Here is a 15474-nt window from a genome sequence, read left to right as displayed (position 1 = left end):
CCGAATGAAGCGCATCCTGATGCTGCATGGCATCAATCACAACATGTTCGGCAAGCGCGACCCCGTGCAGTACGGAACGATCACGCTGGCCGAGATCGACGCAAGGTTGCAGGCGTTGGGCGCCGAACTTGGCGTGCAGGTGGAGTCCTTCCAGACGAACAGCGAAGGGGCGATGTGCGAGCGCATTCACCGTGCGTTCGAAGACGGCCAGGACGCCGTGCTCATCAACGCCGGCGCGTGGACGCATTACAGCTACGGCATTCGCGATGCGCTGGCGATCCTGACGTGTCCGGTCGTGGAATTGCATATGTCCAATATCCACGCACGCGAGCCGTTCCGGCATCACTCGGTATTTGCCGACATTGTCAGCGGGCAGATCTGCGGGTTTGGCGTGCAGAGCTACCTTTTGGCGCTGCGCGCGGCGGTCTCGGCAATCGATCAGGCTTAGCCTCGGCCAAGGCTAGGGATGAAGCGTCTCGCCTTTGTTCAGCATATCGACGAATTGAGCGATCTTCTTTGCGCGCGTTTCGGCCTTTTTCACGTTCTGGATTCTGAACAGAATCGCGTACCGGTTCTGGCCGTTTAGCGTGGCGAAGAATCGCTTGGCCTTCGGGTTGGCGTCGAGAGCCTGCTGCAGATCATCGGGCACCGTGGATGCACTGGGAGACGAATAGGCAGCCTCCCAGCGTCCGTCTTGCTTGGCAAGATCGATGGCGCGAAGACCCGCCGGGCGCATCCTTCCAGCGGCAATCAACGTTTCGGCCTTGGCGGTGTTGATCTTCGACCAGATGCTTTTGGCGGTTCGGGGTGTGAACCGCTGCAGCCAGTAGTGCTCGTTTTCTGCCTGCTTTTGCCCGTCGATCCATCCGTAGCACAGGGCGCTCTCAACGGCCTCTGCATACGACACGGTGGCGTCTTCGGCCGATCGCTTTGCGATGCGGAGCCAGACGCCGGCCGCCGTCTCGCCGTTGGCTTCGAGCCAAGCCTCCCAGGCTTGCTGGCTGCGGAACGTCAGTGTTGGATTGTGCATCGCGCTAGATTACCCGCCGTCGAATTCGTAGACCTGCTTACTCGCGCGTGAAACGGAGTACGCCTCTTCCCGTCGGATGCCCGGACATCAGCGGATTCGGCATCCATGCCGTGCGGACCTCGAGTGTCTCTCCGTCCAGCGTGTAGAACCGCTCCTGCTCCGTGCCGGTCCAGGCTTCATTCCAGGACGCGTCGACCTTCGTGATGAACCGATCGCCCTCGACGCGATACCGCCCCGTATAGGCCATCACCGTACGGAACAGCGCCAACAGTTTTTCGTCCGTATTGCCGGGCTCCCGCGCCTTTGCGGTCAGAAGCACCATCATGCGCCCATCAACGCCAAAGACCAGTGAACCCTTGGGATCCGGCCCCCAGGGCTGCGAGCGCTCCTTTGTGTCTTGAAGCTCGGTCTCGAAAGAGACCAACCGCCAACTGCCGTGCAGCTTTGTGTCGTGTTCAGGCATATCGTGTCCTGTCGTCGTCCGTTGAACAGCTCGCCCCGGGGTTGACTCCGGCTTTGCCAGCGTCAGGATTTGCATATTAGTACCCGCGCCATCCGAACGCGCCGCACACGCCGCGCCGGACATCGGCGATCGACCATCGGGGGGAGGGGCGCGCCATCCTTTAGAATCGCGGACTTTGCCCGTACTGCCATGTGGTTCAAAAACCTTCAGCTTCATCGTCTGCCAGCGCCCTGGGCCGTGACCCCCGACCAGCTTGAAAAGTGGCTGGCACCCCACGCGTTTCAACCGGGCAACAGCGTAGAGAAACAGACCTCCGGCTGGGCTTCGCCGCGCGAAGACGGCGCGCTCGTCTATTCGAACAACGGGCAGATGCTGCTGGTGTTCCGCGCCGAAAAGAAGCTGCTGCCGGCGTCCGTCATCAACCAGGTGACGAAGGCCCGGGCGCTGGAGCTGGAGGAACAGCAGGGGTTCAAGCCCGGCCGCAAGCAGCTGCGCGAACTCAAGGAGCAGGTGACCGACGAACTGTTGCCGCGCGCCTTCAGCATTCGCCGCGATACGCGGGTGTGGATCGATACGGCAAACGGCTGGCTCGTGATCGATGCGGCTTCGCAGGCGGTGGCCGACGACGTGCGCGGCCTGCTCGTGAAGTCGATCGATCAGTTGCCGCTCACCAATGTGCACGTCGCGCATTCGCCGGTGGCCGCCATGACGGAGTGGCTGCTCTCCGGTGAGGCGCCCGGGGGCTTCACCGTCGACCAGGACGCCGAGTTGCGCTCGACGGGCGAGGGCGGCGCCACGGTGCGATACGTTGGCCACGCGCTCGAAGCAGAAGACATGCGCCGGCACATCGAGGCGGGCAAGCAGTGCATGCGCCTCGCCATGACGTGGGACGACCGGGTCTCGTTCGTGTTGACGCCGTCGCTCCTCATCAAGCGTGTGACGCCGCTCGACGTGATCAAGGAAGCCGAAGACCCCACCGCGCAGAACGACGACGAGCGCTTCGACTCCGATGTCGCGCTCATGACCGGCGAACTGGCGCGGATGCTGAGCGACCTCGTCGCCAGCCTGGGCGGCGATCAGCTCGACGCCATGCAACAGGCCAAGGCGGCCTGAGTTTCGTCAGCCGGCTGGCGGTTGTCCGGCGAACACCGCCAGTTGCGCCTCAAAAGCGCGCCGATAAGCGGGCCTGGCTTCGCCGCGTGCGACATAGGCGGCGAGGCTCGGGAATTCGTCCAGAAGCCCCGATGGCCTCAGCCGGAGCAGTACGGACACCATCAGCAAGTCCCCCGCGCTGAATGCGCCATCGAGCCAATCCGCATCGCCCAGGCGTGCTGAGAGTTGATCGAGCCGGCCGCGGATGCGGTCCATGATCAACGGCAGGCGTTCGGGGGCCCAGGGTTTGTCGCCTTCCTGGAGCTTGGCGGTGGCGAGTTCGAGAATCGGCGGTTCGATGGTGTTGAGCGCCGCAAACATCCACGTGATTGCCCGCGCCTTGGCATGGCTGTCGAGCGGTAGCAGACCCGCATGCCGCTCGGCAATGTGGAAGACGATGGCGCCTGTTTCGAACAGGGCCAGGTCGCCTTCCTCGTAGGTGGGAATCTGGCCGAACGGATGCAGGCGCAGATGCGCGGGGCCTTTCATCGCCTGGAACGAAACCAGCCGCACGTCGTAGGGCTGGCCCGCCTCTTCCAGGGCCCAGCGAACGCGTGTGTCGCGCGCCAGTCCTTTGCCGCCATCGGGCGAGCGTTCAAAGGCAGTAATGGTGGGGATCATGCATGCGCTCCGGTGCGTGCCTGGCGCCGCCTGCGAAAGCCGTGGCAGCCCTGGCCCCTGCGTTGGTTTGGAGTCCGGGGTGCGCGTGCAGCAACACTGCCGCCGCTGCCACAGGCAGTCAGGAACACCTTGCCGCGGTGCGCACCAGGAAGGCGCATGGTAGCGCGATCACCCCCTAGGGAGGGGGCTGCAGCGGCCGATGCACAGCGGCTTTCCCACGTAAAATCCGGAACGCGCGCTGCCATGCCCGGCGCCCAGTTTTGATATCCGGATGTACGTCGATCTCCTGACCCTTTATCTCCTTGCTGTCGGAATTCTGCTCGCCAGCGCGGGAATGCTGTTCTGGGAGCATCGGACCAACCCCCGGCGCAGCAAGGCGTTGCGCCTTCTGGCCGCCGGGTTTACGACGCTTGCGTTCGGCTGTACGGCAGTGCTGTTCCGCCACGCGCTGCCGGGTGCGACGGGCGCTGCACTCTGCAACCTCATCATGCTGTGCGGCTATTTGCTGGTGCTGTCCGGCGTTGCGGCGCTGAGCGGGCGGCAGCATCGCGGTGCCGCTGCGGGCGTGCTGATCGGCATGGCCCTGGTCTGGGTGGTGTGGGGCGCGCAGTGGCAAGACGTGCTCTGGAACCACGTCAGCGCCATTCCGATCGCGTTGGTCAGCGCGATGACGGCCCGCGAAATGTGGCGATGCGACGCGATGAAACCGCTGCGCCCGCGCCAGCTTGTCGTGGCGGTGACGACCCTGCATGCGGTGCTCTACCTTGCGCGTGCGCTAGCGCTGCCGTGGCTCGTCTCAGCCTATGGGCCTGCCATGCAGGCGGCGGCCAGCAAGTTGACGATGATCGAGGGCGTCCTGTACGCGATGGTCTTGCCGATGACGCTGCTGAAGCTCATTCGCGACGAGGCCCACGGCCAGCTCCTGACCGAATCCCAGACGGACTATTTGACCCGCCTTGGCAATCGCCGCTGGTTCTTCGAGCAGGGCGCGCGGCTGATCGAAGGCATGGGCAGCCGCCCGGTCGCCACGCTTGTGTTCGACCTCGACCGTTTCAAGGCCATCAACGATCGCTACGGGCATCAGGCCGGCGATACCGTCCTCAAGGTGTTTGCCGAGATCGCGCAACACGTGCTCGGCCCCGACGTGATGCTCGCGCGCATCGGCGGTGAGGAATTCGCAGCGCTGCTGTCCGGCGACGATGCGTGCCACGCCAGGGCGCGCGGCGAGGCCGTGGCCCGGTGCTTTGCCGAGGCGGTTCAACGCCGCAGCGACGGCGCTGGAATCCTGGCGACGGTCAGCATCGGCATGGCGCAGTTTGACGCGGCCATGCCGTCGCTCGCGGATGCCCTGGCGGCGGCGGACAAGGCGCTGTATCGCGCCAAATCGCTGGGCGGCAATCGGCTTGAGGTCGCGCAGGCGGCGGGCCAGGTTGACGAGGCCGTGTTGTCGTAACGTTGAGCGTTGCTCAGTCCGCCCGCCCGGCGCGCAGGTCGCTCTTGCGGATGAGCTGCAAGAGCGTCTCTGCAGGCTTGCTCAGGCGCCGTGCCGACAACGTGATGAATTCGATGGCCGGCAGCGGCGGTAAGACGTCGCCGTTGACCGGCGGCACTAGCCCGCCGCCCGCCAGGTTCTGCGCACGGACGGTAATCCCCAACCCGCCGCGCGCTGCGGCAATACATCCGGAATGACTGCTGCTGGTGCAGACGATGCGCCACAGCCACCCCGTCGCGGCCAGCGTGTCCAGCACGATCGAGCGCGTCACGCTCGGCTCGTTGACGAGGATCAGCGGCAGCGGCTGACTCACGTCGACCACGGTGCCGGGCCGGGCCAGCCATTCGAGCTGCCCGCGGAACAGCGGCACACCGCGTCGCCCGCCTTCACGGCGCTTGCCGACAATCAGGTCGAGCGAGCCGTCTTCGATACCCTCGTACAGCTTGCTGGTCATGCCCATCGTGATCTCGAGTTCGACATCCGGATGCGTCGCCCGAAACGCTGCCAGCAGATTGGGCAGCGGCCCCTGCGCGAGGTCTTCCGACGAACCGAGCCGGACACGGCCCTGCAATCGGGGCGCGCTGAACTGCAGCTCGGCGCGGGCCAGGGATTCGAGGATCAACTTCGCGTGGACCAGCAGCGCCTCGCCGTCGGGTGTGAGCGACACCGAATGCGTGTCGCGCACAAACAGGCGCCGGTTCACGCTGTGTTCCAGCCGGCGGATGTGATCGCTGACCGACGATTGCGACAGGTCGAGCTGCCGCCCGGCCTCCGTAAAGCTATGGGCCGCGGCCACGGTGGCGAAGGTTTGGATCCAGACGGGATTGAGCATGCGCGCATTGTCATCGGAGATTTCGATAACAGTCAACGTCTCTAGAGGGGTTCCCGATTGGCTCGCCATCGGTAGCATTGCGGGTGGATGTCCGGCGCCTTCCGGACAGGCATTCCAGGATTCACATGCAGACCGTCCCCACTCCCGCCGCCCCACAGAGCGCTTCGCAAAACGCCATGCTGTGGATCGTCTTCGCCGGCTTTTTCATGCAGGCGCTGGACACAACCATCGTCAATACCGCGTTGCCGTCGATGGCGCGCAGCCTCGGCGAAAAGCCGCTCGACCTGAAATCGGTGGTGGTGGCTTACACGCTCACCATGGCGATGCTGACGCCGGCATCAGGATGGCTGGCGGACAAGTTCGGCACGCGGCGCGTGTATTTCACCGCGATCCTGATTTTTGTTCTCGGCTCGGTGTTCTGCGCGACGGCCCATACGCTGCCCCAACTGGTGATCGCACGCGTGCTGCAGGGGATTGGTGGTTCGATGCTGTTGCCGATCGGCCGGCTGGCCGTGTTGCGCAATATTCCGGGCGAGCAGTACATCGCGGCATTGGCCTTCGTGTCGGTAGCGGGGCAGGTGGGGCCACTCCTGGGGCCGGCCCTGGGCGGCTGGCTTGTACAGGATGTCTCGTGGCACTGGATTTTCCTGATCAACGTGCCGGTGGGTTTCGTAGGGTTGTTCGCGGTACGGCGCTATCTGCCGCACGATGCCGTGCGCGCCGTGGCGCCATTCGACTGGCTTGGCTGCGGGCTGCTGTCGCTGTGCATGGTGGCGTTCTCGCTGGCGCTCGAAAACGGCGCGCAGAGCCCGTGGAGCGCGGTGCTGATCGCCGTGAGCGTGGTGAGCGCGCTGCTCTATATTCCGCACGCGAAGCGGCGTGCGGCGCCGCTGTTCCAGCTTGCGCTGTTTCGCGAACCGAACTTCAGCGTTGGGCTCGTCGGCAACCTGTTCTGCCGCATCGGCTCGGGCGCCGTGCCCTTCCTGCTGCCGCTGCTGTTCCAGTTGCAGCTTGGCTACTCGCCGCTCCATTCGGGGTTGCTGCTATTGCCGATTGCCATTGCCGGCATGCTCGCCAAGCGCTGGGTCGTTCCCCTTGTGAACCGTTTCGGATATGACGTGTTCCTGCAGGTCAACACGTGGGTGGTTGGCATCTCGATTGCCTCGTTTGCGGCCATGTCGCCGGGCTGGCCGCTGGCGCTGTCGATCGTGCAACTGTCGGTGTTCGGGTGGGCGAATTCGATGCAGTTCGCGGCCATGAACAGCATCACGCTCAAAGGCTTGTCGCATCAGGATGCCGGCAGCGGCAACAGCTTGTTTTCGATGGTGCAGATGCTCGCCATCGGCCTGGGCGTATCGATTGGTGGCGGGCTTGTCAGCCTGTTCTCGGTCAAGCTTGGCGTGGCAGCGCCGGCGTATCGGCTGGCCTTCTTCACCATGGGCGTGGTGACTGCGTTTTCTGCGCTGATTTTCCGCAAGCTCGATGCCAAGTCCAAGCCGGCGCGTGCCAAGAACGTAGAGGCCGAAGCTGTGCAGGCGCGCTGATCCCTGCACGCTTCACGCCGATGCCAATCAGTTGTTGAGCACCCCGAACGGCAGCGTCCACCCCGGAAGGCTGCCTGCATCCGATGGTGCATTTGCGGCGTCGCCATACGGCAGAAACACCGGGCCGCGACGCTGCTCCAGCGTGTCTTTGGGGGTATGGCCGAACTCGGCCTTGAACAGGCGATAAAAGTACTTTTCGTCTGAGAAGCCGTGCGCCCAGGCCACCTCGGCAATGCGGACATGCTGACGCTGCGGATCGCTGAGCACGTGATAGGCATGGCGCAGTTTTCGGCGGCGAATCTGCCGCATGATTCCGCCGTCTTCTTCAAACAGCTGGTAGAGCTTGGCACGCGACAGGCCAACGTCGCGGCAGATGCGCTCGGGCGTCAGGTCGGGCTCCAGCAGATGCGCATCGATGTACTGTCGAATCCGTTCAATCAACGCGGTGCTGATCGGCGTGTGCGCGGCGCGGACCGCCTCGACGGTCGGTGAAACGGCCGCCGCCATCAGCAGCAGCGTCGACTGCACAACGCTGGCGACGTCCTGCTCGCGCAGTGTGGAGAGGTTGCGAAACAGCGAAAGCAGGTGATCGCCCAGGAGCCGGGCGATACCGCTGGTCAGCACGCGATCATGCAGCAGCGCAGCGTGACTCGGCAGAAGATGCCGGGGTACGACAACGCTGATCACGTCGCCGGCTTCGACCATGCAATCGTTGATCTGCGCGACATCGTAAAAGAACAGATCGCCGGCCTTCTTGACCGAATCCGGCCCCATGGCGCGGCACGTAACGCGCCCGCCGAGCAGCAGCGTGAAGCGGAACGAATCCTGGCCATCCAGCCGAATGCGGCGCGGGTTACGGTGGACAAGGTAGGCGAGCGGCTTGGGGCGTTTCGGCCAGCGCCGCCCGGAGATGACGAGGGGGCCCAGTGCAGCGCCCGTGGCTTCGGCGTTGAACGCGCCGTAACCGTCATCCTCGAATTTGCAGTCGCAGAGGTTGTCTTTCACCCACAGATGAAAGCGGTCCCGCTCGGGGTAGTCTGCGGTAGCAAATTGAAAGACGGGGACAGCATCCAGCGAGGCCATGGCGACGAATTTTTCCCGGTATGCGGAAGATCATCGCTGAACGCGTAGACGCTGACAATCGCTGCTGTTCAATCGCGCTTGGCCTCATTGAGCAGCGCGTGCGCGGATTGCCATGCATGATGCGCCACCTCCGGCGCTCCATGGGCACGCGCCGCCGTGGTCGCACCATGCAAGAGCATCATGTATGTGGCCGCCAGCCGCGTGGCGCGTGCGTGCGGAATCAACGCGCGCAGCAGGTCCGCCATCTGATTCTGCAGCGTGCTCCGGTAGCGGATCGACACATCGGAGATGCCAGCGGCGTCGACACCGAATTCCGACAATGCCCGCTCGAACAGGCACCCTGAGAACTCCGGCGTACGAAACCAATCGCCGTACCAGCCGAAAATTGCCTCGAGCTTGCTGACCGGATTAGGCACTGCCTTCAGACGTTGTGCGATGCTGCCCAGGATGTCGTCGTAACGCTGTTCCAGCACGGCCTGCACGAGTTCCTCTTTGCTGCGGAAGTTGCGCTGCATGGCACTGCGCAAGTCGTCAGACGCGCCAACAATCTGGCCGATACTGACAACGTGAAAGCCTCTTTCCGAAAAGAGTTGCGTTGCCCTGCGAATGAGCCGGTTGCGGCTCTCCTGCTCCATACCTGTGCTTGCCATCGTGGAACGCCATGCGTGAGGCCTGGACCTGCATCGTCGTCCAGACGCGATATCTCTCGGCGCATCGTAATTCGCGCTGGCGGGCAATCAGGTGGAATTCCGTCTATATCGGGTGGAGGTTTGTCGCTGGCGTACGGCGTGATGTTGGTATCTGGCCGTAGCAGAAGGGCGGGCAACTTATCCGCGCATGCGCAAGAGATCGGCGTAAGAGACCAATTTGCGTTTTCCTGGTCCCAGCGTCTTGCGCTTTGACGCGGAGCGGGCGGGCTTGCTGCGCTCGAATTTGGCAGCCGCACGTGCATCTTCCTTGGCATGCACGCTGGCCGATTTGCTTTCCGCCTTGATGCGTTCCGCTTCCAGCCGTGCAGCCACGCGCTCTTCGCGGGCGATTTCCTGGGCGGCCGAGAGGATTTCCGCCTTGAGCAGATCACGTCGCTGTTTGGCGGCCACGCGGGCGGCCTGCAGTTGTTCCTTGCGTTGCCGGAGCCAGTCTTTTCGGTTCACCGGCGCGGGCCGTGCCTCCGCGGGCACGCTGAGCCGCAAGGCGCGGCTGACGGCGACTTTCTCGGCGTGGATCTGGCGGCGCGGATCGTGTTTCGCATCACTCATGGTGCGTGACGCTCCCTGGCGGCACCGCTGTGCCGCCGTGCACCAGCAGGGGATGGCGGGTCATGGTGTTCATTCCGACAACCGTACCATAGGGCTTCATATCACGCAGGGGTGATGCCCGGTCCTCAGGCCCCCGGCAGTCCTGACGGCACGAGCGCAGGTGCGGAGGGGCCGTGCGATTGACGCCAAAAGATACCAATCTGTATCATTTGGCAAGCACTGCACAGGAGGCGCAGCGTGAACCCGCAGAGAACGATCGACTACCGCTACCGGCCCACCTTCGAAAGCGCATTGCTCGGCACGGGGTTCTTCCTCTTCTGCGCGGTGTTTGCCGGCTATCTTGCCGTGGACAATGGCGCGGGCTGGGTCCTCGATGGCCTGATCGCCCCTGATCTGGACGGCGCAGGGGTTTTCTGGTGGTTGATCGCCTTGGTCTTGCTGGGCTTTGTGGCGCTGGGGTTCGCCAGCATGCGGCTTGCGCTCGCGAAGGAGCGGTGCATCACGCTTTCGTCCAGCGACATCGCCATTCCGGTGCGGTATTCCACGTCGGAGAAAACCGTTGTGCCGTTGCGCGACATCGCCGGCATGACAATGCAGACCGTGAAATCGTCCCGCATCCTGACCATTGACAGCGGCGATGCCAAAACGCAGGTCTCGGAACGGCTCTTTGAAGACCGGGCCAGTTTCGAGGATTTCCTGACACGGCTGCAGTTCCTGCTGCGGGCCGCGTAGCGGGGCGCCGGTGTGGCCGGGGCCCGCGCACATACGCTTCCCGTTACTTCACAGGCGTCAAGATCGGCGCGCCCTTGTTCTTGATGAGCACCACCACGAACTTGGCCGGCTGCGTCGCGCTGGCGTTGCGGCCCACGGTATGGATGTCGTTGGGGCCTTCATGGAACGTATCGCCCGGCTTGAGGGTGACCTCCTTGCCGCCCATGACGCCCATGACGATGCTGCCCTCCAGCACGTAGACAAACGCGTGGGCGTCGTGGCGATGCACGGGGTCGACCGCGCCCGGCGGGTAGTCCACCACGATCATCTCCACTTCCTTGCCCGGGTATTCGGGCAGCGTATCGGTGCGCAACGGCGTGACGCTCGCTTGCGGTGCGGCCATCGCCGGCGCCGCAGCCAGCAGAAGCGGCAGCATCAACGTTGCCGCACACGACACGACGGTTTTCATGGCTTGGAACGGCATGGCGTTACTCCGCGTGATTCCGGGCCAGCCATTGCTGGAAACCGATTCGGCCGATGCGTGCCTCGCCGAGTGGCACGAGCGACAGTTCCTCGACCTGCCCGCCGACGTATCGCGCGTTCCGGTCTTTCACGACGGGGCGTGCGTCGCCGACCGACTTCAGATAGCGCGTGACGGTTTCCGCAAACGGTGCGCGGTCGGGGCCGGCAATGTCGATGGTGCCGTTCAGCGGGGCGCCCAGAACCACCTCCGCGAGGATGGCCACGACGTCGTCCACGGCAATCGGCTGGAACAGACCGTCGCCGATGCGTACCGTGCCGTCGTTGGTGCTGAGATCCGCAATGCCGCCGATGAACTCCATGAACTGCGTGGCACGCACGATGGTGTACGGCACGCCGGACGCTTCCACCGCTTCTTCTTGCGCGACCTTGGCGACGAAGTACGGGTTTTCGGGCATGCGGTCGGTGCCGACAATCGACAGTGTCACGTGGTGGCGCACGCCGGCGGCCACTTCCGCCTTGCCAAGGTTGCGAGCGGAGGTGCGGAAAAAATCGAGCACCGCCTGCGGCTCCCATGACGGCGGGTTGGTGACGTCCACGACCACGTCTGCGTCGACCAGGGCGTTGCTCAGGCCCTCGCCTGTGATGGTGTTGACGCCAGTGCGCGGGGAGGCGGCAACCGCCGTATGGCCGGCTTCCGCAAGCCGCTTGACAAGACGCGAGCCGACCAGGCCCGAACCACCGATAACGACGATCTTCATGACAGAGTCTCCTGAGGACGTGGATGAATGTAAATGCGCATAGCGCTTGGATGGAGACAGTGTGGAAGAATCATGCCCCAGGAGTAAGGGCCAAGAAATATCGATTCGACTAGGCCAAGTTCAGTTGCCGGAAAGATTGCCATGACCGTAAAAACGCCCGCCCTGAGCATCGAGATCGATCGACAGAAACCGGTGCCGATCTATCTGCAGATCTGCGAACGATTTCGTACCGCCATCGCGGCGGGGCACTTGCGCCCTGGCGATCGCGTGCCCGCGCTACGCGGCCTTGCCATGCAGTTGAATACCGCGCGGGGCACGGTGGAGCTGGCTTACACGATCCTCGTGGACGAGGGGTATCTGCTCATGCGTGGGGCGGCGGGGACGTTCGTGTCGCCGTCGCTGCCGGAAGCGGCAACGCGCGCGCAACGTGGGCCAGGCCGGCAAGACCGGCAGGGCGCGCCGACGGCGGGGAGCGCCCCGCGGGGCTGCCAGCCGATGCGGCGCGAACTCCCCATTGCCGTCGACATGAGCGGCGAGCCCAGGCCGCTGCAACCGGGGCTGCCCGCGCTCGACGTGTTTCCGCGCAAGCTCTGGAACCGACTGGTGTCACGCCGTGCGCGTAGCGGCGACCGCGCGATGCTTGCCTACCCGAATCCCATGGGCTATCCGGCGCTGCGCGAACACATCGCCACGTATCTCGGCCTGTCGCGCGGCGTCACGTGCTTGCCGGAACAGGTGTTCGTGACCAGCGGCTACCGCGCAACCCTTGAGCTTGTCTTGCGCAGCCTGGCGAGCCCGAACGACCGCATGTGGTTTGAAGACCCTGGCTACCTGCTTGCGCGCGGCTTCCTGTCGGAAACAGGCGTGCAGCTCGTTCCGGTGCCGGTGGATGAAGACGGCATCGATGTCGCGCGCGGCATGGAGCTTGACCCGCAGGCGCGCTTTGCGCTGGTCACGCCCTCGCATCAGGCGCCGCTCGGCTACACGCTGTCGCTTGCGCGGCGCATGGCGTTGCTGGACTGGGCCGAGAAGGCATCGCGCTGGATCATCGAAGACGACTACGACAGCGAATTCCGCTATGTCGGTCGCCCCTTGCCGGCACTCAAGAGCCTCGACAAGAGTGACCGCGTGATCTACTGCGGCACGTTCAGCAAGGTGATGTTTCCCGGCTTGCGGCTGGCCTACGCCGTGGTGCCCGAGCGCGCCGTTGAACGCGTCGAGCGCGTGGCCGGCAGCATGAATGCCGGATCGCCGGCGTTGTTACAGGCCGCCCTGGCCGATTTCATCGAGCAGGGGCATTTCGCCAGGCACATCAAGCGCATGCGGACGCTGTACGGCGAACGGCGCACGCTGATTGCCGATGCGTTGAAGCAGGCGTTTGGCGACCGGATGATCGTCGACATGCCCCACGGCGGCATCCAGTTTCCAGTGCGCTTCACCGTCGGTCCCGATGGCCCGGTCGACGACGTTGCTGTTGCCATGCGCGCTCGCGACGCGGGCCTTGCCGTTGGTGCGCTGTCGTGGTGGTACGCCAGTGCGCGTTTGCGGCACACGCCGCGCGGCTTGGTCATGGGGTTTGCCAACGTGGCTGACGCGAAGGACGCCGGGCGCCTCGCGCGAGCACTGCGGGCCTGTCTGGACGCCTCGCCAGGCGCAGCGGGTTCTGACTCGGCCAAGCGGCGTCCCGGCCGTTGAGCGACGGTGCTGGAGGTGCCCGCGCGCAAGTCGGGCGCCTCGTTTTTCCGCCGCCGGCAATACCGTATGTGCGTGAATACGCAACCAAATTGCATCGCCGTTGGCGCAAAATAGCGGTTTGGGCGTTTTTGCGCCCCCTTGCACTCATGGAGACGGTATGAACAACGTTGTCGAATCGGCCATTTCGATCGAGAAGCGCCCGAACCCTGTTCCGGCGGAAGAGCGCGCGCGCCTGCTGGAAAACCCCGCTTTCGGCCGCGTATTCACGGATCACATGGCCACCATCCGTTACACCGAGGGCAAGGGCTGGCACGACGCCAAAATCGGCGCGCATGGCCCGATCCAGTGCGATCCGTCCACGCTGGTGCTGCACTACGCGCAGGAAATTTTCGAAGGCATGAAGGCCTATCGCCTGCCGGACGGCGGCGGTGCGCTGTTCCGCCCGGAAGCCAATGCGCGCCGGTTCCAGAACTCGGCCAAGCGCCTGGCGATGCCCGCGCTGCCCGAAGACCTCTTCCTGCAGGCCGTGCGCGAGCTGGTCAAGCTGGACCGCGACTGGATTCCGTCGGGCCAGGGCTCGGCGCTGTACCTGCGCCCGTTCATGATCGCCACCGAAGTCGTCCTGGGCGTGAAGCCTTCGGCCGAATACCTGTTCTGCGTGATCGCGTGCCCGGTGGGCGCGTACTTCAAGGGCGATGCGTCGTCGGGCGTCACCATCTGGGTGTCGGACAACTACACGCGCGCGGCCCCCGGCGGCACGGGCGATGCCAAGTGCGGCGGCAACTATGCTGCCAGCCTGGTCGCCCAGGCCGAAGCCACACGCGAGGGCTGCGACCAGGTCGTCTTCCTCGACGCGGTGGAGCGCAAGTGGATTGAAGAGTTGGGCGGCATGAACGTGTTCTTCGTCTTCGACGATGGCTCGCTGCAGACGCCGCCGCTCACCGGCACGATCCTGCCGGGCATCACGCGCGATTCGCTGATCACGCTGGCGCGCGGCATGGGCCTCACCGTGCGCGAAGAGCCGTACTCCATCGACCAATGGCAGGCCGACGCGCAAAGCGGCCGCCTGCGTGAAGCCTTTGCCTGCGGCACCGCAGCGGTCGTCACGCCCATCGGCAAGGTCAAGGGCCACAAGCACAACTTCACCATCGGCGATGGCAAGGCTGGCGAGTTGACGAGCAAGCTGAAGGCGGCGCTGGTGGACTTGCAGAACGGCCGCGCACCGGACCCGCACGGCTGGCTCGACCGCCTGTTCTGAGCCGCGGATGGCCGAATCGCTTTCCGCGCCGTCCGTTGACGGGACCGAAGCCTGGATCACCACGCCCGATGGCCGGCTTTATGCCCGGCAATGGGGCGGCCCGGTCGACGATGCCGCCAAACCGCCCATCGTGCTGCTGCACGATTCGCTCGGCTGCGTGGCGCTGTGGCGTGATTTTCCGCAGCGTCTGGCGCAGTCGACCGGGCATGCAGTCATCGCCTATGACCGGCTCGGCTTTGGCCAATCCGACGCATATCCGGGGCAGTTGGATCCGGGCTTCATTCAGCAGGAAGCGTACGGTGGCTTTGCCGCGCTGACGGACCAGCTCGGCGTGGACCGCTTCATCGTCTTCGGCCACAGCGTCGGCGGCGGCATGGCGGTGTCGATTGCCGCAGCGTATCCGGGCCGCTGCGCGGGCTTGATCACCGAGTCGGCGCAGGCGTTTGTGGAAGAGCAAACGCGCCAAGGCATCCGTATCGCCCAGGCGCAGTTTGCAGAGCCCGGCCAGATGGGCCGGCTCGAGCGGTACCACGGCAGCAAGGCGCAATGGGTGCTGGATGCGTGGGTGAACACGTGGCTGTCTCCGGCATTTGCGCAGTGGTGCCTGGACGATGCGCTGCTTGCCGTGCGCAGCCCGGTGCTGGCGCTGCATGGCACCGAAGACGAATACGGCTCCACCGCGCAGCCGGAGCGCATCGTCACGCTGGCTGGCGCGCCCGCCACGCTCAAGCTGGTGCAGCGTTGCGGGCATGTGCCGCATCGGGAGCAGGAAGCGGCGGTGCTCGCCGCGGTCAACGCCTTCCTGAGCGCCTCCGCCTGATCCTGGGCGTTCGCAAGATGGCCGAAGTACACGGCATCGGCATTCGCACCGAGCCTCCGTTCAGGTGCGTCGCACCAAAATCGAACGACCGTTTTTAAATCGTTCGTTTCAATCACCTGCTTTTTTCCCGCCTTCAGAGGGCTGCCCGGCGGCCCTTTTGTTTGGAGTTTCGCGCCTAGTTTCCGGCGTTGGTCTCTTCTCCTGCTGCGCCTATAACGCAGATGTCGGGCACGACCCCGGCGGCGCACGCATGTGCGTAGACAAGCCAAGCCA

The 15474-nt window shown here is 64.6% G+C and carries 17 protein-coding genes; 8 read left to right on the top strand and 9 right to left on the bottom strand.

Going from position 1 to position 15474, the window contains the following annotated elements:
• The first annotated feature begins 4 nt into the window (after positions 1-4).
• Positions 5-448: a type II 3-dehydroquinate dehydratase gene (aroQ, locus tag N511_RS0110385; protein WP_027679233.1), complete on the top strand. Its 444-nt coding sequence runs from the start codon at positions 5-7 to the stop codon at positions 446-448.
• 12 nt (positions 449-460) lie between these two features.
• Here the strand turns inward: aroQ and N511_RS0110380 are convergent, their stop codons facing one another.
• Together N511_RS0110380 and N511_RS0110375 are read right to left on the bottom strand one after the other, a co-directional pair.
• On the bottom strand, positions 461-1030 hold the full coding sequence (locus N511_RS0110380) for a YdeI/OmpD-associated family protein (protein WP_027679232.1): 570 nt from the start codon (positions 1028-1030) through the stop codon (positions 461-463).
• 37 nt (positions 1031-1067) lie between these two features.
• Positions 1068-1493: a lipocalin-like domain-containing protein gene (locus N511_RS0110375; RefSeq protein ID WP_027679231.1), complete on the bottom strand. Its 426-nt coding sequence runs from the start codon at positions 1491-1493 to the stop codon at positions 1068-1070.
• Between the two features lie 189 nt (positions 1494-1682).
• On the opposite strand from N511_RS0110375, the gene N511_RS0110370 reads away from it, so the two are divergent.
• Positions 1683-2606 (top strand): recombination-associated protein RdgC, encoded by a 924-nt coding sequence (locus tag N511_RS0110370; RefSeq protein ID WP_027679230.1) that lies wholly within the window; start codon positions 1683-1685, stop codon positions 2604-2606.
• A gap of 6 nt (positions 2607-2612) precedes the next feature.
• On the opposite strand, the gene N511_RS0110365 is transcribed toward N511_RS0110370, so the two are convergent.
• On the bottom strand, positions 2613-3266 hold the full coding sequence (locus N511_RS0110365) for a glutathione S-transferase family protein (RefSeq protein ID WP_027679229.1): 654 nt from the start codon (positions 3264-3266) through the stop codon (positions 2613-2615).
• 271 nt (positions 3267-3537) lie between these two features.
• Here N511_RS0110365 and N511_RS0110360 point away from each other — a divergent pair, with 271 nt between their 5' ends.
• Positions 3538-4719 carry a GGDEF domain-containing protein gene (locus N511_RS0110360; RefSeq protein ID WP_027679228.1) on the top strand — a complete coding sequence of 394 codons (1182 nt, stop codon included), beginning with the start codon at positions 3538-3540 and terminating at the stop codon, positions 4717-4719.
• 13 nt (positions 4720-4732) lie between these two features.
• On the opposite strand, the gene N511_RS0110355 is transcribed toward N511_RS0110360, so the two are convergent.
• Entirely contained in the window at positions 4733-5590 is an 858-nt protein-coding gene (locus N511_RS0110355) for a LysR family transcriptional regulator (protein WP_027679227.1), read from the bottom strand.
• A gap of 125 nt (positions 5591-5715) precedes the next feature.
• Between N511_RS0110355 and mdtD the strand changes: the two genes are divergently transcribed.
• On the top strand, positions 5716-7134 hold the full coding sequence (gene mdtD / locus N511_RS0110350; protein ID WP_037026591.1) for a multidrug transporter subunit MdtD: 1419 nt from the start codon (positions 5716-5718) through the stop codon (positions 7132-7134).
• 27 nt (positions 7135-7161) lie between these two features.
• On the opposite strand, the gene N511_RS0110345 is transcribed toward mdtD, so the two are convergent.
• The 3 genes from N511_RS0110345 to N511_RS0110335 form a co-directional block, all read right to left on the bottom strand.
• Complete coding sequence (locus tag N511_RS0110345; RefSeq protein ID WP_027679225.1) at positions 7162-8217, bottom strand: helix-turn-helix domain-containing protein; 1056 nt, start codon at positions 8215-8217, stop codon at positions 7162-7164.
• A 68-nt stretch (positions 8218-8285) separates the two neighbouring features.
• Positions 8286-8852: a TetR/AcrR family transcriptional regulator gene (locus N511_RS24020; protein WP_037026589.1), complete on the bottom strand. Its 567-nt coding sequence runs from the start codon at positions 8850-8852 to the stop codon at positions 8286-8288.
• 192 nt (positions 8853-9044) lie between these two features.
• Positions 9045-9476, bottom strand: coding sequence for a hypothetical protein (locus N511_RS0110335; protein WP_027679224.1), 432 nt, complete (start codon positions 9474-9476; stop codon positions 9045-9047).
• A 237-nt stretch (positions 9477-9713) separates the two neighbouring features.
• Between N511_RS0110335 and N511_RS0110330 the strand changes: the two genes are divergently transcribed.
• Complete coding sequence (locus N511_RS0110330; RefSeq protein WP_027679223.1) at positions 9714-10208, top strand: hypothetical protein; 495 nt, start codon at positions 9714-9716, stop codon at positions 10206-10208.
• Between the two features lie 43 nt (positions 10209-10251).
• Here the strand turns inward: N511_RS0110330 and N511_RS0110325 are convergent, their stop codons facing one another.
• Entirely contained in the window at positions 10252-10656 is a 405-nt protein-coding gene (locus tag N511_RS0110325; RefSeq protein WP_027679222.1) for a cupin domain-containing protein, read from the bottom strand.
• Positions 10657-10675: 19 nt separating this feature from the next.
• Positions 10676-11428: an SDR family oxidoreductase gene (locus N511_RS0110320; RefSeq protein WP_027679221.1), complete on the bottom strand. Its 753-nt coding sequence runs from the start codon at positions 11426-11428 to the stop codon at positions 10676-10678.
• Positions 11429-11569: 141 nt separating this feature from the next.
• Between N511_RS0110320 and pdxR the strand changes: the two genes are divergently transcribed.
• From pdxR to N511_RS0110305, 3 genes are all read left to right on the top strand, one after another.
• Positions 11570-13123 carry a MocR-like pyridoxine biosynthesis transcription factor PdxR gene (gene pdxR, locus N511_RS24015; RefSeq protein WP_051530886.1) on the top strand — a complete coding sequence of 518 codons (1554 nt, stop codon included), beginning with the start codon at positions 11570-11572 and terminating at the stop codon, positions 13121-13123.
• A 157-nt stretch (positions 13124-13280) separates the two neighbouring features.
• Positions 13281-14381, top strand: a complete 1101-nt coding sequence (locus N511_RS0110310) for a branched-chain amino acid aminotransferase (RefSeq protein WP_027679220.1) — start codon at positions 13281-13283, stop codon at positions 14379-14381.
• A 7-nt stretch (positions 14382-14388) separates the two neighbouring features.
• Positions 14389-15201: an alpha/beta fold hydrolase gene (locus N511_RS0110305; protein ID WP_027679219.1), complete on the top strand. Its 813-nt coding sequence runs from the start codon at positions 14389-14391 to the stop codon at positions 15199-15201.
• Positions 15202-15474 lie beyond the last annotated feature (273 nt).

It is taken from the genome of Ralstonia sp. UNC404CL21Col (genome assembly GCF_000620465.1).
GTDB classification, from domain to species: Bacteria; Pseudomonadota; Gammaproteobacteria; order Burkholderiales; family Burkholderiaceae; genus Ralstonia; species Ralstonia flatus.
Note: the sequence above shows the minus strand (reverse complement) of the source record. Positions and strands in the feature narration are given on the sequence as shown.

What these genes read in the sequence shown, in the direction of transcription:
- aroQ (WP_027679233.1), top strand. Translation starts at nt 5, where the DNA reads ATGAAGCGCATCCTGATGCTGCATGGCATCAATCACAACATGTTCGGC.
- N511_RS0110380 (WP_027679232.1), bottom strand. Translation starts at nt 1,030, where the DNA reads ATGCACAATCCAACACTGACGTTCCGCAGCCAGCAAGCCTGGGAGGCT.
- N511_RS0110375 (WP_027679231.1), bottom strand. Translation starts at nt 1,493, where the DNA reads ATGCCTGAACACGACACAAAGCTGCACGGCAGTTGGCGGTTGGTCTCT.
- N511_RS0110370 (WP_027679230.1), top strand. Translation starts at nt 1,683, where the DNA reads ATGTGGTTCAAAAACCTTCAGCTTCATCGTCTGCCAGCGCCCTGGGCC.
- N511_RS0110365 (WP_027679229.1), bottom strand. Translation starts at nt 3,266, where the DNA reads ATGATCCCCACCATTACTGCCTTTGAACGCTCGCCCGATGGCGGCAAA.
- N511_RS0110360 (WP_027679228.1), top strand. Translation starts at nt 3,538, where the DNA reads ATGTACGTCGATCTCCTGACCCTTTATCTCCTTGCTGTCGGAATTCTG.
- N511_RS0110355 (WP_027679227.1), bottom strand. Translation starts at nt 5,590, where the DNA reads ATGCTCAATCCCGTCTGGATCCAAACCTTCGCCACCGTGGCCGCGGCC.
- mdtD (WP_037026591.1), top strand. Translation starts at nt 5,716, where the DNA reads ATGCAGACCGTCCCCACTCCCGCCGCCCCACAGAGCGCTTCGCAAAAC.
- N511_RS0110345 (WP_027679225.1), bottom strand. Translation starts at nt 8,217, where the DNA reads ATGGCCTCGCTGGATGCTGTCCCCGTCTTTCAATTTGCTACCGCAGAC.
- N511_RS24020 (WP_037026589.1), bottom strand. Translation starts at nt 8,852, where the DNA reads ATGGAGCAGGAGAGCCGCAACCGGCTCATTCGCAGGGCAACGCAACTC.
- N511_RS0110335 (WP_027679224.1), bottom strand. Translation starts at nt 9,476, where the DNA reads ATGAGTGATGCGAAACACGATCCGCGCCGCCAGATCCACGCCGAGAAA.
- N511_RS0110325 (WP_027679222.1), bottom strand. Translation starts at nt 10,656, where the DNA reads ATGAAAACCGTCGTGTCGTGTGCGGCAACGTTGATGCTGCCGCTTCTG.
- N511_RS0110320 (WP_027679221.1), bottom strand. Translation starts at nt 11,428, where the DNA reads ATGAAGATCGTCGTTATCGGTGGTTCGGGCCTGGTCGGCTCGCGTCTT.
- pdxR (WP_051530886.1), top strand. Translation starts at nt 11,570, where the DNA reads ATGACCGTAAAAACGCCCGCCCTGAGCATCGAGATCGATCGACAGAAA.
- N511_RS0110310 (WP_027679220.1), top strand. Translation starts at nt 13,281, where the DNA reads ATGAACAACGTTGTCGAATCGGCCATTTCGATCGAGAAGCGCCCGAAC.
- N511_RS0110305 (WP_027679219.1), top strand. Translation starts at nt 14,389, where the DNA reads ATGGCCGAATCGCTTTCCGCGCCGTCCGTTGACGGGACCGAAGCCTGG.